The 18,697-nt window shown below is 67.9% G+C and carries 16 protein-coding genes and 2 tRNA genes; 8 read left to right on the plus strand and 10 right to left on the minus strand.

Annotation, left to right across the window (positions count from 1 at the left end):
* Positions 1–240: 240 nt before the first annotated feature.
* From BLR41_RS18935 to tig, 3 genes are all read right to left on the minus strand, one after another.
* On the minus strand, positions 241–873 hold the full coding sequence (locus BLR41_RS18935; protein WP_092630842.1) for an ATP-dependent Clp protease proteolytic subunit: 633 nt from the start codon (positions 871–873) through the stop codon (positions 241–243).
* A 52-nt stretch (positions 874–925) separates the two neighbouring features.
* Complete coding sequence (locus BLR41_RS18940) at positions 926–1,552, minus strand: ATP-dependent Clp protease proteolytic subunit (RefSeq protein WP_092630845.1); 627 nt, start codon at positions 1,550–1,552, stop codon at positions 926–928.
* 224 nt (positions 1,553–1,776) lie between these two features.
* Positions 1,777–3,171, minus strand: a complete 1,395-nt coding sequence (tig, locus tag BLR41_RS18945) for a trigger factor (protein ID WP_092630848.1) — start codon at positions 3,169–3,171, stop codon at positions 1,777–1,779.
* Between the two features lie 189 nt (positions 3,172–3,360).
* Here tig and BLR41_RS18950 point away from each other — a divergent pair, with 189 nt between their 5' ends.
* Positions 3,361–4,293, plus strand: coding sequence for a ferredoxin family protein (locus tag BLR41_RS18950; RefSeq protein WP_092630851.1), 933 nt, complete (start codon positions 3,361–3,363; stop codon positions 4,291–4,293).
* Positions 4,294–4,389: 96 nt separating this feature from the next.
* Here the strand turns inward: BLR41_RS18950 and BLR41_RS18955 are convergent.
* Positions 4,390–4,463: transfer RNA gene (locus BLR41_RS18955), tRNA-Pro, on the minus strand.
* A 164-nt stretch (positions 4,464–4,627) separates the two neighbouring features.
* Here BLR41_RS18955 and BLR41_RS18960 point away from each other — a divergent pair.
* From BLR41_RS18960 to BLR41_RS18970, 3 genes are all read left to right on the plus strand, one after another.
* Positions 4,628–4,699, plus strand: a tRNA-Gly gene (locus BLR41_RS18960).
* A gap of 324 nt (positions 4,700–5,023) precedes the next feature.
* On the plus strand, positions 5,024–6,478 hold the full coding sequence (locus BLR41_RS18965; protein WP_092631049.1) for a DHA2 family efflux MFS transporter permease subunit: 1,455 nt from the start codon (positions 5,024–5,026) through the stop codon (positions 6,476–6,478).
* Between the two features lie 113 nt (positions 6,479–6,591).
* Positions 6,592–7,215: a 2'-5' RNA ligase family protein gene (locus BLR41_RS18970; protein WP_092630854.1), complete on the plus strand. Its 624-nt coding sequence runs from the start codon at positions 6,592–6,594 to the stop codon at positions 7,213–7,215.
* Positions 7,216–7,329: 114 nt separating this feature from the next.
* Here the strand turns inward: BLR41_RS18970 and BLR41_RS18975 are convergent, their stop codons facing one another.
* Both BLR41_RS18975 and BLR41_RS18980 read right to left on the minus strand, forming a co-directional pair.
* Positions 7,330–8,136 (minus strand): Fpg/Nei family DNA glycosylase, encoded by an 807-nt coding sequence (locus tag BLR41_RS18975; RefSeq protein ID WP_092630857.1) that lies wholly within the window; start codon positions 8,134–8,136, stop codon positions 7,330–7,332.
* An 88-nt stretch (positions 8,137–8,224) separates the two neighbouring features.
* Positions 8,225–8,695, minus strand: a complete 471-nt coding sequence (locus BLR41_RS18980; protein WP_092630860.1) for a ribose-5-phosphate isomerase — start codon at positions 8,693–8,695, stop codon at positions 8,225–8,227.
* A 56-nt stretch (positions 8,696–8,751) separates the two neighbouring features.
* Here BLR41_RS18980 and BLR41_RS18985 point away from each other — a divergent pair, with 56 nt between their 5' ends.
* Complete coding sequence (locus BLR41_RS18985; protein WP_092630863.1) at positions 8,752–9,006, plus strand: hypothetical protein; 255 nt, start codon at positions 8,752–8,754, stop codon at positions 9,004–9,006.
* A 142-nt stretch (positions 9,007–9,148) separates the two neighbouring features.
* Here BLR41_RS18985 and BLR41_RS18990 read toward each other — a convergent pair whose 3' ends face one another.
* A complete protein-coding gene (locus BLR41_RS18990; RefSeq protein ID WP_092631052.1) occupies positions 9,149–9,769 on the minus strand; it encodes a mycothiol-dependent nitroreductase Rv2466c family protein in 621 nt (206 codons plus the stop codon).
* Positions 9,770–10,070: 301 nt separating this feature from the next.
* Here BLR41_RS18990 and pepN point away from each other — a divergent pair, with 301 nt between their 5' ends.
* Together pepN and BLR41_RS19000 are read left to right on the plus strand one after the other, a co-directional pair.
* Positions 10,071–12,644: an aminopeptidase N gene (gene pepN, locus BLR41_RS18995; RefSeq protein WP_092630866.1), complete on the plus strand. Its 2,574-nt coding sequence runs from the start codon at positions 10,071–10,073 to the stop codon at positions 12,642–12,644.
* A gap of 217 nt (positions 12,645–12,861) precedes the next feature.
* The gene (locus tag BLR41_RS19000; protein ID WP_092630869.1) at positions 12,862–13,611 is read left to right on the plus strand and encodes a DNA-binding transcriptional response regulator; all 750 of its coding nucleotides are present in this window, start codon (positions 12,862–12,864) and stop codon (positions 13,609–13,611) included.
* Positions 13,612–13,806: 195 nt separating this feature from the next.
* Here the strand turns inward: BLR41_RS19000 and BLR41_RS19005 are convergent, their stop codons facing one another.
* The 3 genes from BLR41_RS19005 to BLR41_RS19020 form a co-directional block, all read right to left on the minus strand.
* Positions 13,807–14,313: a DUF5130 family protein gene (locus BLR41_RS19005; RefSeq protein ID WP_092630872.1), complete on the minus strand. Its 507-nt coding sequence runs from the start codon at positions 14,311–14,313 to the stop codon at positions 13,807–13,809.
* Complete coding sequence (gene ctaJ / locus BLR41_RS19010) at positions 14,300–14,539, minus strand: aa3-type cytochrome oxidase subunit CtaJ (RefSeq protein WP_245694496.1); 240 nt, start codon at positions 14,537–14,539, stop codon at positions 14,300–14,302. The genes BLR41_RS19005 and ctaJ overlap by 14 nt, the downstream gene beginning before the upstream one ends.
* A 949-nt stretch (positions 14,540–15,488) precedes the next feature.
* Entirely contained in the window at positions 15,489–16,016 is a 528-nt protein-coding gene (locus BLR41_RS19020; protein WP_245694497.1) for an HNH endonuclease, read from the minus strand.
* 391 nt (positions 16,017–16,407) lie between these two features.
* On the opposite strand from BLR41_RS19020, the gene BLR41_RS19025 reads away from it, so the two are divergent.
* The gene (locus BLR41_RS19025) at positions 16,408–18,507 is read left to right on the plus strand and encodes a prolyl oligopeptidase family serine peptidase (RefSeq protein ID WP_245694498.1); all 2,100 of its coding nucleotides are present in this window, start codon (positions 16,408–16,410) and stop codon (positions 18,505–18,507) included.
* Positions 18,508–18,697: the final 190 nt, after the last annotated feature.

Raw genomic sequence — 18,697 nt, forward strand, 5'->3', positions numbered from 1 at the left:
AACACCTTGCCTCGCCGGACCGAACACGTCGAAAACATCGACACGCTCGGCGTGTCGGCGATTTCACGCCTGGTTGACCACTCGGTCCGCCGACCGGCGCGACTCGACCTCCGCTGGGGCGCATCGGACCGCCGGGACCACTTCCGTCGTCCCGCGGCCCACGCCGGATCCACTCGAGCGCCGAGCACGCCCCGGTCGACACGGACCGACACCAACCCGAGAAACGGGCCGACCGCGCTCTCAGGACTTCTTGGCCGAGAGCTTGCGGTACGGCATGACCTCGTCGATCAGGCCGTACTCCTTGGCCTGGTCGGCGGTCAGGATCAGATCCCGCTCGACGTCCTTGTGGATCTGCTCCTGCGAGCGCCCGGTGTGCACCGACAGCGTGGACTCCATCTGGTTCCGCATGCGCTGCACCTCGTTGGACTGGATCTCCAGGTCGGAGACCTGCCCGTAGATCCCCTCGGTGGCGGGCTGGTGGATCAGCGCACGCGCGTTCGGCAGTGCCATCCGCTTGCCGGGAGTGCCGGCGGCGAGCAGCACGGCGGCGGCCGAGGCGGCCTGGCCGAGGCAGGCCGTGCGGATGTCGGGCCGCACGTACTGCATCGTGTCGTAGATCGCCATCAGCGCGGTGAACGAGCCGCCCGGCGAGTTGATGTAGAGCTGGATCTCGCGGTCGGGATCATCGGACTCCAAGTACAGCAGCTGGGCCATGATGTCGTTGGCCGAGACGTCGTCGACCTGGACCCCGAGGAAAACGATCCGTTCCTCGAACAGCTTCTGGTAGGGGTTCGACTCCTTGACCCCGTAGGCCGTGCGCTCTACGAACGACGGCACCATGTACCGGGATTGGGGGAGCTGGAATGAGCTCACTGGGGTGACTCCTCGTGACTGTGATGCCGGCAGGGCTCGGTGGTTCGTAGGATCAGCTGCTCGGCAGGTTGGCACGGTTGGCGATGTGGTCCACGAAGCCGTACTCGAGCGCCTCGTCGGCGGTGAACCAGCGGTCGCGGTCGGAATCCTCGGTGATCTTCTCGACCGTCTGGCCGGTCTGCTCCGCGATGAGCTGGGCCATCTCCCGCTTCTGCCGGGAGAACACGTCGGCCTGGATCGCGATGTCCGAGGCCGTACCGCCCAGACCGGCCGAGGGCTGGTGCATCAGCACCCGCGCGTGCGGCAGGGCGAACCGCTTGCCCTTGGCGCCCGCCGAGAGCAGGAACTGCCCCATCGAAGCGGCGAAGCCCATCGCCACCGTCGCCACGTCCGGCTTGATGAGCTGCATCGTGTCGTAGATGGCCATGCCGGAGGGAACCGAGCCACCCGGCGAATTGATGTAGAGGGCGATGTCGCGTTCCGGGTCCTCAGCGGCCAACAGCAGCATCTGCGAGCAGATCTGGTTGGCGATGGTGTCCTCCACCTGGGACCCGAGGACGATGATGCGTTCCCGCAGCAGCCGCTCGTAGACCGAGTCGTTGAGTGAAAGCCCGTTGCTACCGGTCCGCATCTGCGGTGACTGCGCGTCGAACGCCGGAACAGTCTGTTGCTGGGTCACGTCTCCCTGCCTTCTTCCACAATGGACCCGGTAAGCACTTCGTCGAACCGGGCCCGCCTGAAGTATTGCCCGTTACCGGGATGCCGGAGTCCGGGTGATCCGTTACAACCGACCCTAACGAACGTGGGCGGCACCAGCTTCCCGGTGCCGCCCACGTTCGCTGAGAGCTTGTTAACCGAGTCGGAACCGTCGTCGGATCCGACCGGCGCTCCACCATCCGTCGCTCACTGCGCGGCGGTGCGCTCCTCCTCGTCGGCTACCGCACCCTCGACCTGCTCCGGCTGCTCCTGGTCCTCGTCCTGAGTCCCCAGCAGCTCGTCCATGTCCAGCTGCTCGCCCGCCGAATCGGTGACCGTAGCCTGCCGGACGACCGAGAACAGAGCCTTGCTGCGCCGGATGTCGGAGTAGATACGGCCCAGCTGACCGGACTGCTGGATCTGCTGGACGTACTGGTCCGGGCTGATGCCGGACTGCTGCGCCTGGTAGATGATGCGCTCGGTGAGCTCGTTGTCCGAGACCGAGAGCTCTTCACTGTCGGCGATGGTGTCCAGCACCAGCTGGGTCTTGACCGCCTCCTCGGCTTCCTTACGAGTCTCGGCGTCGAAGTCCTCGCGGGTCTTGCCCTGCTCGCGCAGCGACTCGGCGAAGCGCTCCTCGTCGTGGTCGTAGGGGTGGACCGCGTCGTGCTCGCGGATCTCGACCTCGGACTGCACGACGCTCTCCGGCAGCGGGACCTCGACCTTCTCCAGCAGGGACTCCAGGACCTTGTCCCTGGCCTGCATGCCCTGCTGCATCCGCTTGACCCGGCCGAGCCGCTCACGCAGATCGGCGATCAGCTCGTCGATGGTGTCGAACTCGCTGGCCATCTGGGCGAACTCGTCGTCGGCCTCGGGGAGCTGGCGCTCCTTGACCGAGTTCAGCGTGACCTCGACCTCCGCCTCGCGGTTGGCGTACTCCCCCGCCACCAGCGTGGTGGTGAAGTGCTTGGTCTCGCCCTCGCTCGCGCCGATCAACGCCTCGTCGATGCCCTCGACGAGCTCTTCCGAACCGATCTCGTAGGACAGGCCACTGGTCTGGGCGTCCTCGACCTGCTCACCGTCGACGGTGGCCGAGAGGTCGATGCTCACGTAGTCACCGTTGGCCGCGGGACGATCGACCCCGGTCAGTGTCCCGAAACGGGCACGCAGCTCGTCCAGCTGTTCCTGGACGTCCTGCTCGGTGACCTCCTGGTCGTCCACGCTGACCTGGATGTCGTCGTAGGCGGGAACGGTCAGTTCCGGCCGTACGTCGACCTCGGCGGAGAACTCGATCTGCTCGCCGTCGGCGATGTTGGTGACCTCGATCTCCGGGCGACCCAGTGTCTGGACCTCGTTGCTGGTGACGGCCTCCGTGTACTTGGAGGGAACGGCCTCGTTGACGACCTCGTCGAGCACGGGTCCACGGCCGATCCGGCTCTCCAGCACCTTGGCCGGAACCTTGCCGGGACGGAAGCCGGGGATCCGGACCTGCTTGGCCAGTTCCTTGTACGCGCGGTCGAAGTTCGGCTTGAGCTCGTCGAACGGCACCTCGACGTTGAGCCGTACGCGCGTCGGGCTCAGGTGCTCGACGGTGCTCTTCACGTGGTCTCCTCGTGCGAACGTGCTTGAAAGACTCCCGGCTTCCCTGGGCTTCCCACGGCCGTAACCACGGGAAACACTTTCCGCGCCGGGCTGACCTCCGATTCTATGGCCTGAGCTCACGAGGGGCCGTTCCGGGTGCCGACCCGCCCGAGCGGGCGAATTACGACACCCTCGTGCTTGAGTGGAAACGTGCAGGATCCACGGGAACGAGCCGGTGCGGCGCGGGAGACGTGCTCGGCGTGGTCCGAGACCCTCTCGGAGCCCCTGGCCGGCACCGCGGCGGTGGCGGCCAGCTGGTTGTGCCTGGAACAGCCGGGCCCCTGGGGCGGGGACGCGCTGGTGCGGAGCCATCTGGATACCGAGATCGGCGCCCGCCTGGCCGAGCGTGCCGCCGAGACCGGAGTACGGGTCCAGCTCATCCGCAAACCGGGCAGGCACCCGGACACCGGACAGGACGCGCCACGAACCGTTTACTTCGCCCACACCCGGCCAGGGGCGAGCTGGCTGCGCCGCACGGAACTGACCGACCCGGCGGAACTGCTCGACCTCGACTTCGAGGCATTCGCCCGCGGCGAACACGGCGGCTGGGGAAGCCCCACCACCGAACCGATACTGCTGGTTTGCACCAACGGACGCCGTGATCAGTGCTGTGCGCTGCGCGGAATCTCCCTGCTGCGCGAGATGGGGCTGCGCCACGAGGGCAAGCTGTGGGAAACCACACACACCGGCGGCCACCGGTTCGCGCCCACGGGAGTGGTACTGCCCTCGGGCTACAACTACGGACGCCTCACACCGCACGGCGTGGACGCGGTGCTCTCCGCCGCGACGGCCGGAAAGATGACGACGGCACACTGCAGGGGGCGATCCGCGTTCTCCCAGCGCGCCCAGGTGGCCGAACTGGCACTGCGCGATGCCCTGGGCGAACACGCGGGCGAAGCACTGACCGTCGTCTCGGAGGCCGACGACGAAGTGGTGATGCGGCACCGCGACGGGCGCCACTGGAGCATCCGGCTGCGCGAGGTCGCGCTGGCACCACCGCGCCCGAACAGCTGCGGCAAAGCTCCGGTGCAGGCCGGCACCTGGACCGCCGAGCGGATCCGGCGGGCACCGGAGCCGGAGTGAACCGAGCTCGGAAGCGACGGATTCCCGGCGCCCGAGAGGCATCCCGGGTCCCGACACGAACAAGACCGGATACCCACTGGATATCCGGCCCGAACGTCGGGGTGGCGGGATTTGAACCCACGGCCCCTCGCACCCAAAGCGAGTGCGCTACCAAGCTGCGCCACACCCCGATGACCCCACCGGAACGACTCCACCAGGAGAATTCCCACGAAAGGGGTCCTTCGCGTGCACTCTATCGCTGTTGGCTAGAATACGGCACACGTGGTCGTCGAGATCGGCGGGACCCCCGGGGATCACTTACGGGGATCCGCTGTTGTAGTATCGGTGGCGCACTGCGGGTGTAGCTCAATGGTTAGAGCCCCAGCCTTCCAAGCTGGTTATGCGGGTTCGATTCCCGTCACCCGCTCGGTCTGTCGAGTCGGTGGTCATCCGCGCAGCGGGTGACCACCGATTTTCGTGGCAGGCGCGGGTTTCCACCGCAGGCTCGAGCATCCTCGGATCCGGTCGCGTCCTGGTACGACCGTCGAATCACCGTGCGGCTCCGTCCGCCGAGGAGCATCCCGCCGGGCCCGGCTCCGGCCCCGATGCGGCCCCCGCGGAATCGGGGTGGCCCGCGGCGCGCGGTGCCCGCATCCTGAACGTTCGCCCACGCACCCCGGTCGACGTGTCCTCGCGCGCCCGCGCCGGGATGCCTCGCGTTCCACTCGACACTTACGGAGGCGATGCGCCGTTGCGACGGCTCGAGTACAAGTGGCTCGTCGGGACAACTTTCGTACTGGCACTGGTCATGCAGATCCTGGACATGACCATCCTCAACGTCGCGCTGGCCACGCTGGGAGAACGGTTCGGCGTCGACGCCGGGACCCTGCAGTGGGTACTGACGGCCTACATGATCAGCCTCGCGGTGTTCATCCCCTCCTCGGGCTGGATCTCCGACCGGTTCGGCAGCAAACGAACCTTCCAGTTCGCCGTGATCGTGTTCACCGCTGCCTCCGTGATCTGCGGGGCGGCCCCGGGGATCAAAACGCTGATCGCCGCGAGATTCCTGCAGGGAGTCGGAGGCGGCATGCTGGTCCCGGTCGGGCAGGCGATGCTCTTCCGGGCCTTTCCGGCCGAGGAACGCGCCAAGGCCTCCGCGATTCTGGCCATCCCGATCACCGCCGCACCGGCGCTGGGGCCGCTGCTCGGTGGGACGTTGATCGAGGTGGCCAGCTGGCGGTGGATCTTCTTCATCAACGTGCCGGTGGGCGCGCTGGCGCTGTGGTGCTCGATCCTGTTCCTGGTCGAGGAGCGGGGGCAGCGTCCGGGGCGTTTCGACCTGCCCGGATTCCTGCTGGCGGGCAGCGGGCTGGCCGTGCTGCTGTTCGGCCTGGACCGGGCCGCGCAGGACGGCTGGACCGAGCCCGCGGTGTGGGCCTGCCTGCTGCTGGCCGTGGTACTGATCTGCGGACTCGTGTGGCGGGAGCTGCGGGCCGCCGAACCGATGCTGGATCTGCGGCTGCTCGGCAACCGGATCTTCGGAGCCGGTAACGTACTGCTGCTGTGTCAGACGGGCGCGATGTTCGGGGTGCTGTTCCTCATCCCGCTGTACTTGCAGAACCTGCGTGGTGCCTCCGCGTTGCAGGCCGGCGCGATCCTGATGCCCCAGGCACTGTCCATGCTGCTGGTCACCCAGGTGATCAGCAGGATCTACGGTCGAGTGGGGCCACGGCGTCTGGTGGCGGGCGGATTCGCGACGCTGCTGGTCAGCACCGCCACCCTGCAGTTCCTGAGCCTGTCAGTCTCGTTGTGGGCCGTGGTCGGTTCACTGCTGCTGCTCGGGGCCTCGATGGGGTTGTTGATGACTCCGCTGCAGACGGCCGCGTTCGCACAGGTGACCTCGGCGGCCATGGGACAGGCGACCTCGCTGTTCAACGTGAGTCGCCAGGTGGCCACGGCACTGGCCACCGCCGTGGTCGCCAGTGCGCTGGTGATGTTCACCGAGGCGGCCAGCAGCGGGCTGAACTCACCCGATCCGGGGGAACTGGCGCGGGCACAGCTGAGCGGTTTCCACGGTGCCTTCCTGGTGCCGGTGGTCTTCGGTGTGCTCGGACTGCTGCTGACCTCGCTGGTACGCGACTCGGACGCGGTGGCCACACTCGATCAGCGGGGGAAGGCGCAGCGGGCGAGTTCCGCGGTGAACTGACACGGCCCCGGACCGCCCCGTCGCCGGGAGGCAGACTTGCCTCGTAGACAACCGAACGCCGTCAGAGCAGTCCCGCACCGTCGCGGACGGTGCATCGTCTGGGAGTGACCCACATGCCGCACGCAGATCAGGTCCGCAAACACGCACGCTGGCGCCAGGGGTGGTCCTCCGGCCGTAGCAGCCTGGCCTGGCTGCTACCGCTCGGTGACCAGCCGGAGTTGCGGAGACTGGCCAATCAGTACCAGTACGCGCTGCGCGATCTGCCCGGTTTCGACCCCGTACCGCTGGAGTGGATGCACATTCTGCTGCAGGAGAACGGATTTCACGACGAGGCCCCGGAGGGACGGGTAGCGGCACTGCTGGAGGCGGCACGCGAACGGCTCTCCTCCTTCGCCGCGCTCTCGCTGTCGTTCCACAGCGGGCTGGTGCTCCCGGAGGCGCTGGCACTGCCCGCCGAGCCGCAGGCCACGCTGACGGATCTGCGGGCACGGCTGCGCGAGGCCACCGCCACGGTGGTGGGATCGGATCTCGCCGGGGAACCCGAGGAGATCGACCAGCACGTGAGCCTCGCCTTTTCCACGGCAGACGGGCCCGCGGTCTTCGCGAAGGCCACGCTCGACGCGACCAGTGCCGAACCCGCCACGGTGCGGGTACCGAGCATCTCGCTGGCACGCCTGAACCGGGATCACGCCTGCAACGAGTGGGAGGTCCTCGGCGAGGTCCAACTTTCCGGTTGACGGATCCGGCCGTACGGCTCCCCGCCGTACGGCCGTACGAGCTGTTCACGACGAGCACTCCGGGCTCGGCCCCGGGCCCCGCCGGATCGGCCCGGTCGGTGGTCCTACCAGCTGTCACTCACCCTGACAGCGGGGGCACCAGTAGAGCTTGCGCCCGAGCAGCTCCGTCATGCCGATCGGGGTGGCGCACACCAGGCAGGGAGCGCCCGCGCGCCGGTAGACGTAGACCTCACCGCCGTGGCGGTCGTTCCTGGGCTGTCTACCGGTCGCCTCGGGTGAGTGCTCTCCCCGAACGGTGTCGATGCGCCCGGTACGGACACCGTCGGACATCAGGTCGACCAGGTCGCCCCAGAGGGCGTCCCAGCACTCCCGGGACAGCGCGTTGCCCGGCAATCGGGGCGGGATCCCCTGCCGGAACAGCACCTCGGCCCGGTAGGCGTTGCCCACTCCGGCCAGCACGGACTGGTCCAGCAGCAGCGCCGCGATACCGGAGCGCGAGCGCGTCACGCGCTGCCAGGCGGTCTCGGAATCGGCATCCGAGCGCAGCGGGTCCGGCCCCAGCCGGGCGAGCAGCTCCGTCAGCTCGTCCTCGGTGAGCAGTTCGCAGGCGGTGGGACCACGCAGATCGGTGCCGTGCGTGGGGCCGATCAGACGCATGCGGACCTTGCCCCGCGGCTGTTCGAGCGGGACGGGCGCCTCGGTGAACTTGCCGTACAGCCCCAGGTGAACGTGCACCACCCGATCCGGGGCGTAACGGTGCCAGAGGTGTTTGCCGTGGGCGCCCGCGTCCCGGAAGGTGCCGCCGTCGAGCACTTCGGCGGCGGTGAAACGTCCTTGCGGACTGGTCACCCGGACCGGGTTTCCCGCGAACCGACGCCGATGCAGCTCGGCGAGCCGATGCACGATGTGTCCTTCCGGCACGGAACCTCCACTCACAACCAGTCTGCCCGCGCCGACCGCTGTGGGGCGGGCCGCGAAACGGTGCGGCCGGCGTGACCGGCGGCGGGGCTCACTGCTCGGGAAGGGCGGGGGGTTCGCCGGTGCGTTCGTAGTCGGCCAACATGTCGATGCGGCGTTGGTGCCTGCCACCCTCGAACTCGGTGGTCAGGAAGGTGTCGACGATTCCCTCGACCTCGTCGGTGCTGTGCATCCTGGCACCGATGCCCGCGAGCAGGGCGTTGTTGTGCTGTCGGGAGAGTTTCGCCGTGTCCTGGTTCCAGACCAGCGCGGCCCGCGCTCCGGGAACCTTGTTGGCCGCGATCTGCTCCCCGTTGCCGGAACCTCCGATGACCAAACCGAGGCTGCCCGCGTCGGCCACCACGCGGCGCGCGGCCTCGACGCAGAACGGTGGGTAGTCGTCCTCGGCGTCGTAGACGGCGGGGCCCACGTCGACCACCTCGTAGCCGAGACGGTCGAGTCGTTCGACCAGGTGTGACTTCAATTCGAGACCGGCGTGATCGGAACCAAGATAGACGCGCACACGCGTAGTCTGCCAAACCGCTTCACGCGCACTACTCACCCGGTCAAGGGACAGAAATGCCATACGAACAAGCGGCGGCACCGGCCGCACAGGCCGCTCACACGGTGAGGTTCGACTGGGGAACGGCGGGCCTTCGCTCCCTCGGGGAGGAGTGCGCCGCGCTGGTCGTGGTGGACGTGCTCTCCTTCACCACGGCAGTGGACGTGATTACGCTCCCGGGCTGCTATGGGGAGGACGTCGAGCTGGCGCTCGCGCGGAACGCCAGCTCGACGGCTCCTCGGCTGCAGGCGGGGGTGTTCAGCCACCACTGACCGTTCCGACGACACCGGAGCGGGTGCCCACCAGGAGTCGCGGCACCGGGCGACGGCCAGGAGCACCGTCCGGGGCGGGAGCGTCCGGACGTTCCCGCCCCGGAAACCGCGACAAGTCGGTCCGCCCTCGGTCGGAGCACCGTCAGTCGAACCGGGGATTCTCCGTCCGGGTTCGCTTGAGCTCGAAGAAGTACGGGTAACCAGCCAACGTGCGCGCGGCGTCGAACAGCTCGCCCGCCTGCTCACCGCGCGGAACGCGGGTCGTGATCGGGCCGAAGAACGCCACCCCGTCCACGTGGATGGTCGGGGTGCCCACCTCGTCGCCCACCGGGTCCATACCCGCGTGGTGGCTGGCACGCAACCGCTCGTCGTACTCGTCGGTGACAGCCGCCTTGGCGAGCGATTCGGGCAGCCCGACCTCCGCCAGGGACTCGGCGATCACCCGGTCGAAGTCCTGGTCGCCGTTGTCGTGGAACCGCGTTCCCATCGCGGTGTAGAGCGGGGACAGCACCTCGTTGCCGTGGTGCTCGGCGGCTGCGATGGCGACGCGAACGGGCTTCCAGGCCCGCTGCATCATCTCGTCGTAGTGGTCCCCCAGTTCACGCTCGGCATTGAGCACGGAAAGGCTCATGACGCGGAACCGCAGGTCGATGTCGCGGACTTTCTCGACCTCGAGGATCCAGCGGGAGGACACCCAGGCGAACGGGCAGATCGGGTCGAAGTAGAAGTGGACTTGCGGCTTCTGCGGGCTGTCGGTGCTCATCAACACGCCTTCCACGATCACGTGTGGTCACGATTCCGGTTGGTCAACCACCCGAGGGGGCTCTCGTGTTCCCGGGTGCCGTGGATTTCCGGATGCGGGGGCGCACACCGGACGCGGTTTCCGCCCACATCGCGGGAAGCGGCAGCGCGAGCGGGCGAACGAAGCACGCCCGCACCCGGTGCGACGTGCGCGCCCGGACGGGACGCCGTGCCGGAGCGTGATTTCATTCCGGCATGATTGTTTCCGGGCGTCGCGTGACCCGCGGCCCGACCCCATCCGACGACGATCAACGAGGTGATCCGTGGCTCCGCCGAACCTGACCCGCCAACAGGCAGAGCAGCGCGCCGAACTGCTGCGCGTTCACTCCTACGCGATCGAGCTCGACCTGTCCGACGCCGCGAGCGGGGAGAACGTGGAGGTCTTCGGATCAAAGACGACCGTAAGGTTCGCCGCCCGGCAGGGCACCACCACGTGGATCGATCTGATGGCCGCACAGGTGCACAACGCCTCCCTCAACGGCGTGGAACTGGACCTGTCCGACTACGACGAGGAAACGGGCATCGCGCTCCCCGAGCTGGCCGAGCAGAACGAGCTGGTCGTACGCGCCGACTGCCACTACACCAACACCGGTGAGGGGCTGCACCGCTTCGTCGATCCCGTGGACGGCGGGGTGTATCTCTACAGCCAGTTCGAGACGGCCGACGCCAAACGGATGTTCGCCTGCTTCGACCAGCCGGACCTCAAGGCGAACTTCCAGCTGACGGTGACGGCACCGAGCACGTGGCGGGTGGTCTCGAACTCGCCCGGCGAGATCACCGCGTCCAGCGAGACCCGCAACACGCACACCTTCGAGGCCACGCCTCCGATCTCCACCTACCTGGTGGCGCTGGTGGCGGGTCCCTACGCGGAATGGCGCGACGTGTACAGCGGACCGGAGGGCGAGATCCCGCTCGGGCTCTACTGCCGTGCCTCACTGGCCGAGTACCTGGACCCCGAACGGCTGTTCACCGAGACCAAGCAGGGATTCGGCTTCTACCAGCGGGCGTTCGGCGTGCCCTACCCGTTCGCCAAGTACGACCAGTGCTTCGTGCCCGAGTTCAACGCGGGCGCCATGGAGAACGCGGGCTGCGTGACCTTCCTGGAGGACTACGTCTTCAGGTCGAGGGTCACCGGGTACTTCTACGAGCGCCGCGCCGAAACGGTGCTGCACGAGATGGCGCACATGTGGTTCGGGGATCTGGTCACCATGCGCTGGTGGGACGATCTCTGGCTGAACGAGTCCTTCGCCACCTGGGCCAGCGTGCTCGCGCAGTCCTCGGCCACCGAGTACAACCACGCCTGGACGACCTTCGCGAACGTGGAGAAGTCCTGGGCCTACCGGCAGGACCAGCTGCCCTCCACCCATCCGGTGGCCGCCGACATCGAGGACCTGCAGGCCGTCGAGGTCAACTTCGACGGGATCACCTACGCCAAGGGCGCCTCGGTGCTCAAGCAACTGGTGTCCTACGTGGGGCTGGAGAACTTCCTCAGCGGGTTGAAGATCTACTTCGACAGGCACGCCTGGGGCAACGCGCGGTTGTCCGATCTGCTCACCGCGCTGGAGGAGGCGTCGGGGCGGGACCTGTCGTGGTGGAGCGCGCAGTGGTTGGAAACCACCGGGCTCAACACGGTGCGCCCCGAGTTCGAGACCGACGAGCAGGACCGCTTCACCGAGTTCACGGTGCTGCAGGGTCCCGCGAGTCCGGGCGAGGGCGAGTACCGCACGCACCGCATCGCGGTGGGCGTCTACGACGACGACCCCACCACGGGCAAGCTGGTCCGCACCCACCGGGTCGAGCTCGACATCTCCGGTGAGCGCACCGAGGCCCCCGAACTCGTCGGAGTACCGCGCGGCAAGCTCGTGCTGGTCAACGACGACGACCTGAGCTACTGCACGATGCGGCTGGACTCGCGGTCGCTGGCGACCCTGGTGGAGCGGATCGCCGACATCGACCAGTCGTTGCCGCGCGCGTTGGGCTGGTCGACGGCCTGGGAGATGACCAGGGACGCGGAGATGCGGGCACGCGACTTCGTCAGCCTCGTGCTCGGCAAGGACACCGCCGGCGGTATCGGAGGCGAATCCGAGATCGGCGTGGTGCAGCGGGTCCTGATGCAGGCGCGCACGGCACTGGGTGCCTATGCCGACCCCGGTTGGCAACCGGAGGGTTGGCAGCGCTACACGGATCGACTGCTGGAGCTGGCGCGTGCCGCCCGGCCCGGTTCGGACAACCAGCTCGCCTTCGTCAACGCGTTGACGGCCGCGAAGCTCGACGAGGACAAGCTCACCCTGCTGCGCGGCTGGCTCGACGGTTCACGGGTGCTGGAGGGATTGGTGGTGGACACCGACCTGCGCTGGCAACTGCTGCACGCCCTGGTGGCCCACGGCGCGGCGGAGGAATCCGAGATCGACGCGGAGCTGGCGTCCGACTCCACCGCCACCGGTAAGCGGCGTGCGGAGCGCGCCCGGGCGCTCATCCCCACCCCCGAGGCCAAGGAACGGGCGTGGCAGCGAGCCGTGCACGACGACGAACTGCCCAACGCCATCAACGAGGCGATCATCTCCGGGTTCCAGCATCCCGCGCAGCACGAGCTGTTGACCCCCTACGTACGGCGTTACTTCGACGAGATCGACGAGGTGTGGCAACGGCGCTCCAGCGAGCGGGCACAGCCGACGGTGATGGGGCTGTTCCCCTCCTGGTCCGTGGATCCCGAGACGGTCGAGGCCGCGGACGCCTGGCTCGCCGGGGAGCACCCCTCGGCCCTGCGGCGCCTGGTCTCGGAGGGCCGTGCCGGGGTGGTTCGCGCGCTGACGGCACGCGAGTTCGACCGCTCCTGACCGGGAGCACAGCACGGGCGGCCGGGTCCGCGAAGTCCCCTTCGCGGACCCCGCGCCCGATCCCCGACGCGAGGGCACGCCGCTGCCCGCTCCCCCACCGGACGGCACCGCCGCGAGCACGCCCTTCCGGGTGGCATCCGGCGAAGATCACCCAGTCGCAGGATCACCGCGCGTAGGCTCGTGATCGCGCACCGTCCAACACGTCGTGGAGCGGCCGATGCCCGAGCTGATAACCGCCATCGCCACGCTGTTGTGGCCGCTGATCACTCTGCTGGTACTGCTGCTCTTCCGCCAGGCCATCGGAAGAGTGCTGCGTACCGCCGAGAAACGCGAACTGGAGTTCGAGGTAGGCGGGCAGCGGCTCACCTTCCACGAGCTCAACGATCAACAGAACGAGATGATCCAGGACCTGCAGCGGCAACTGAGCATCCTGAGCAGTCGCCTGGACGAGCGAGAAACGGTGCCGGTGGCCACGGCGCCCCCGGGCCGGGGCGGGGACGGGGCGAGCACGCCCGAGGAGCCCTCCGGGTGGGAACTGGACGGCGACCCCGAGTCGTCCGAGCTGCCCCCGGTGCAGGCACCGGTGGGGCCGGAACCGTTCGCCGTGCTGTGGGTCACCGATCGCGCCCAGAGCCACGCACTGCTCGTGGAGCAGCTCCGCAACAACGGGGTGCGGGTGACCATCACGGCCACCACCTCGGAGGCGGTGGCCGAAGTGTCCAAACGACCCTACCGCCTGGTGGTTTCGGACATGGCCCGCAAGGAGGACGGCCAGTGGATCACCGACGCGGGCTTGGCGCTCCTGCGCGAGCTGCGCGACCTGGGCATGGAGATACCGTTGATCGTCTTCGGCACGCAGCGCGGACAGCTGCAGCACGCCAATCGGGCTCGCCAGCTGGGTGCCGTGGCCACCACGTCGTCGTCCTACGAGATGTTCCGGCACTTCCAGAACTTCGGACTGCTCTGAGTCTCCGCCACCACCGCAGGCGGATCAGGAGCGGGCGTTCCGGCACTCGCCGGGTGTTTCGGCGATTCCGGTACCGAAACACCCGGAGCGGGAGCCCGAAATCCCCACATGGAAAACCCCGAACTGAGAGACCCCGACTGGAAGCCCCTCAGCTGGAAGCCCCTCAGCTGGAAGCCCCTCAGCTGGAATCCCCTGTCAGTGATGCTCGCCTTCGGCTTCGAACTCGGTGCCGGCCGCGTCGGAGAGCATCCGCAACGCGCTGATCAGCCCCTCGATCAGGTCCCCCTCCTTGAAGGAGGCGACCATGTTCATCACGGCCAGGTTGCAGGTGCGGTCTGGTACTCGGCGGTGGGCCTGTTCGCCGGTGACGACTTCCAGGCAACGCTGGGCGGGCGAGACGGCGATGAGCACCCCGCGCGAGGCGCGGTCGCCCAGACCGGCGTGGATCTGCTCGGCACGATCACGGGTTTGTTCTCCCAGCTCACCGAGATAGATCGCGAATTCGAGTCCGGTCGTACGGGTGGACAGTGTCAGCGCCTCGTCCAGCCGGGCCAGCTCCGCCGGGGAGAACGGCAGCTTCGGGCGCTCCGGCTCGATACGGCGCGCGATCGACAGCCGACCACCAGCCGTCAGAGCGTGGCCCGCCTCGATCTCGGCAGGGTTCACGTCCGCTGCTGTTCGGGTCATCTCACCAGTTGCCACGAGCGCCTCCCCTTGCGGTACCGGACTCCGCCTCGGACTCCGCGTGATCGGTGGGTGGGCTGCCGGGGCTCACACCGGCGGGGTTCGCCACCCACAGCACCGACGGGAAGTTCCACTCCCCGTTCGGGCGGTAACGGGCACGGAGCAGTCTCGGCCACAGCACCATCAACATGACGAGGCCGTAGACAGCCGCCGGTATCACGGCCAAGAAGAGTACGGTCTGCACGACAGTCACACCAGCACGGTATCCGATTTCCCCCACCAGCGGTCGACTACCTGTGCTCCCCGCCTCACCCACTGGGAAAACCTCGCCGGCCCCGGGAGACCCCGCCTGCGACCCCGTGAAGTAGTCGAGCGCTCACGAAATACGCATCAAGAGGGCCACCGTTTCGTGATCCCGGGCACCTTCGGTGCTGCTTTCGCCCCATTCGGAACCGCCATTCGGAGCCGAACCGGACGGCCGCTCGGAGGGGTCGAGTTGGCGGCTTGTACCGGACAGTTTCCGATTCTAGATTTCACCTGTATGGATCTTGCGTAATTGATCGCATCCATGACAGGAGCAGTTCCGAACACGTGAGGAAACAAAGATGACCGTCGAAACCGGGAACAGCAGCACCAATTTGATCTTTCCGTGTTACGCATTCATCCCGAATGAACACACTGCGTACTCGAAACAGGTGTTCCGAACCGGAACCGGAACCGGAGCCGGTACCGAAAGCCGGTTCCGGGCGGGTGTGCGGATCAGCGGGTGCGCGGGGGTAAGGATCAGCGGCCGCACGGGAGTGCGGATCAGTGGCCGGAGCGGCGTGCGGATCAGCGGAGAGGCCGGTGTGCGGATCAGTGGCCGTGCGGGTGTGCGGATCAGCTCACTGGGCGGTGTTCGGATCAGCGGCCGCTACCGCGGAGTACGGATCAGCGGCAGTCACGACTCCCGCGACTCGGTCTCCGGCACGGGTGGATCCGCCGACGGCGGCACCGAAACGGGCGGACCGAACGGACGCCGAGCTGTCACCCGGCGCTGGGGCGAGCGGCGCTGGGGCGGACGGCGGGGTGACGAGCGCCGAGGAAGCGGAGGGCAACCGGGCGAACCGGTAGGAGGCGCACCGCGACCAGGCCAGAGCCGCGGTGCTCATCGTGCCGGGCCGAGCACCGGGAACGACGGCCCACCTCACCGTTCAGTGTGATGCGACCTCGCCGAGATAGGGCAGCCACATCGGGTCGGGGTCGGTCGCGCCGGCCAACAGGCGCCAGTGCCTGCCGCGCGGGGCCTTCGGCGTCTCCGGAAGGCGCCACCCGAGCTCACGAAGCGTCCGATCGGCCTTTCGGTGGTTACAACGCGTACAACAGGCCACACAGTTCTCCCAGGTGTGTGCACCACCCCTGCTCCGAGGAATCACATGATCGATGGTCTCCGCACGCACGCCGCAGTAAACACAGCGATGGTTGTCCCGCAACATCAGGGCCGAGCGGGACAGCGGAACCCGCCCGCGATAGGGCACGTGCACGAACCGGCTCAACCTGATGACCGAGGGAACCTCGATGCTGTGCGTCGCCGAATGCAACATCGATCCAGCGGAATCACCGTGCACCACTTCGGCCTTGCCGCAGACGAGCAACACGATCGCCCTGCGCACGGGCAGTGCGGTCAACGGTTCGAACGTCGTGTTCAGCAGTAGCACCCGCCGCTTCGGCCAAGCGCCCACGCCCTCCGATCTGTCGGCGGAGGCCGACAGCCGGTGGCCCCGCTTACGTCCGGCAGGACGCGCGGGGGCGCGGGGCGGCGCCGCCTTCGGAGCGCCGCACGGGATCGGTTTTCGGTCGGGCACTCGACCACCTCCACCGTGTATGTGCATCAGTCGAACACAGAACCCGCCCGGAACGCACGTGTGATCCGCGCCGCACCGACCGATCGGATATCGAAAATTCGACTACGAGAAGACAACACGATCGAAAATGTACGGTTACCCGCGGTGGGGAAGCCACTCCGATCATTCGGCTCCGACCGATTCGGCACCCCACCGACCGCCCGCGTCGTGTGAGCGGACGAACGTTTTCGATGCCCGTATCGTCCGGGGAGTGAACGAGGTTCAGTCATTGCCGGAGTCATATCCGAACGCGCATCGCACGGACACGGTGGAAAGGCCGCACGGAATCGAGGTGCACGATCCCTACCGCTGGCTGGAGGACCCTTCGGACCCGGCCTGCGCGGCGTGGTCACGTGAGCAGGACCGGCTCACCGACGCGTGGCTGCGCAACCTGCCCCGGCGCGAGGAGATCGCCGAGCGACTGAGCACACTGCTGCGCACGGGGTCGGTCTCGGCGCCGGTGTGGCGCAACGGCCGTTCGTTCTTCACCAGACGGGAGAGCGACCAGGAGTTCCCGGTGCTGTTCGTGCGGGAACCGAGCGGAACGGTTCGCCGGCTGCTCGACGTGACCGAGCTCGATCCGTCCGGGCTGACGACGCTGGATCGGTGGAGCCCCAGCCTGGAGGGGGATCGACTCGCCTACCAGATCTCGAGCGGCGGGGACGAGGAGTCGCTGCTGCACGTGCTGGACGTGACCACGGGCGAACTGCTGGAAGGCCCCATCGACCGGTGCCGCTACTCCGCGGTGGCCTGGCTTCCCGGTGGCGCCGAGTTCTACTACGTCCGCAGGATCGCCCCCGAACTGGTCCCCGAGGACGAGCGCCAGTTCCACCGCCGAGTGTGGCTGCATCGGGTGGGAACCGACCCGGACGAGGACGTGCTGGTCCACGGCGAACAGCTGCATCACACCTACTTCTACTCCGTGAGCCTGTCACCGGACGGCAACTGGCTGCTGGTGCACGGCAGTCCGGGAACGGCACGTCGTGATTCGCTGTGGCTAGCGGACCTGCGAAACGGTGACCGCGCTCCCGAGCTGCGACGCGTGCTGGACGACGAGCAGGGCGTGCAGGCGAGCGCTCGGGTGGAACCGGACGGGTGGATGTACATCCGCACCACGCTGGACGCGCCGCGCGGCAGGCTCTGCGTCGCCGATCCGAACCGACCGGACCCGAGCGAATGGACGGAGCTGATCCCGGAGGATCCGGACTCGGTACTGGAGACCTCGCGTTGGCTCGACGGCACGGGTTCGGAGCCACGACTGGCCGTGTTGCGCACCGCACACGCGGTGTCCGAACTGACGCTGCACGACGCGGGAACCGGCGAGCTCCGCCGGGTGGTGCCGTTGCCCGGCACCGGGCAGGTGACCACGATGAACACGGTGGACACCCGGACCGCGACCGGCCGTGACCGCATTTGGCTCGGCTGGACCGATTTCGCCACGCCACCGTGCGTGTACTCCTACTCGATGGCCACGGACGAGACGGAAGCGGTGGAACACGCCCCGGGCCAGGAGGCCGTACCGGAGATAACCAGCACCCAGCTGAGTTACAGCTCCGCGGACGGCACCACGGTACGGATGTTCGTGCTGGCTCCCGCGACCCCACAGCACGGGCCGCTGCCCACGCTGCTGACGGGCTACGGCGGTTTCGCGCTGTCCAGGGAACCCGCCTACACCCCCAACGCGCTGGCGTGGGTGGCCGCGGGCGGCGTGTGGGCGTTGCCCTCGTTGCGCGGTGGCGCCGAGGAAGGGGAACAGTGGCATCAAGCGGGCATGCGGGAGAACAAACAACGCGTCTTCGACGACTTCCACGCCGCGGCCGAGCACCTGATCGAGCGAGGCTGGACCACCTCGGACCAGCTGGCCATCAGCGGTGGTTCCAACGGTGGGCTGCTGGTCGGAGCGGCGCTGACGCAACGCCCCGAGCTGTACCGGGCAGTGGTGTGCTCGGCCCCGCTGCTGGACATGGTGCGCTACGAGAAGTTCCTGCTCGGCAGACTGTGGAGCGAGGAGTACGGCAGCGCCGAGAACCCCGAGGAACTCGAATGGTTGCTGTCCTACTCGCCGTACCACAACATCGGCGAGGCCATCGAGTACCCGGCGGTGTTGCTGTCGGTGTTCGAGTCGGACAGCCGGGTCGACCCGATGCACGCGCGCAAGATGTGCGCGGCACTGCAGCACGCGACGAGTTCACCACCGGACAAGCGCCCCGTACTGCTCCGGCGCGAGACGGAGGTGGGGCATTCGGCGCGTTCGGTCTCCCGTAGTGTGGGCATGGCGACCGACCATTTCGCGTTTCTCGCGGAAGCCACCGGACTCATCCGGAAATAGCAGGTCAGCGGCGGGTGCTCCACGTGAGCACCCGCTCGCGTCGTGGACGGCGGGGCGTTCACGAAGCTCGCTCGACAACGCCGGATTCGCTCGCCGAGATCGGGCAGACCGGCCCATCCGTCGGATCGCCGAAGCGCACGTGTGGGAAGCCCCATTCGTACGCCGACCGTGAAGAACTTTCCAACGTCCG

Origin of the sequence: Actinopolyspora mzabensis, from assembly GCF_900101095.1 — a bacterium.
In the GTDB taxonomy this organism is placed as follows: domain Bacteria; phylum Actinomycetota; class Actinomycetes; order Mycobacteriales; family Pseudonocardiaceae; genus Actinopolyspora; species Actinopolyspora mzabensis.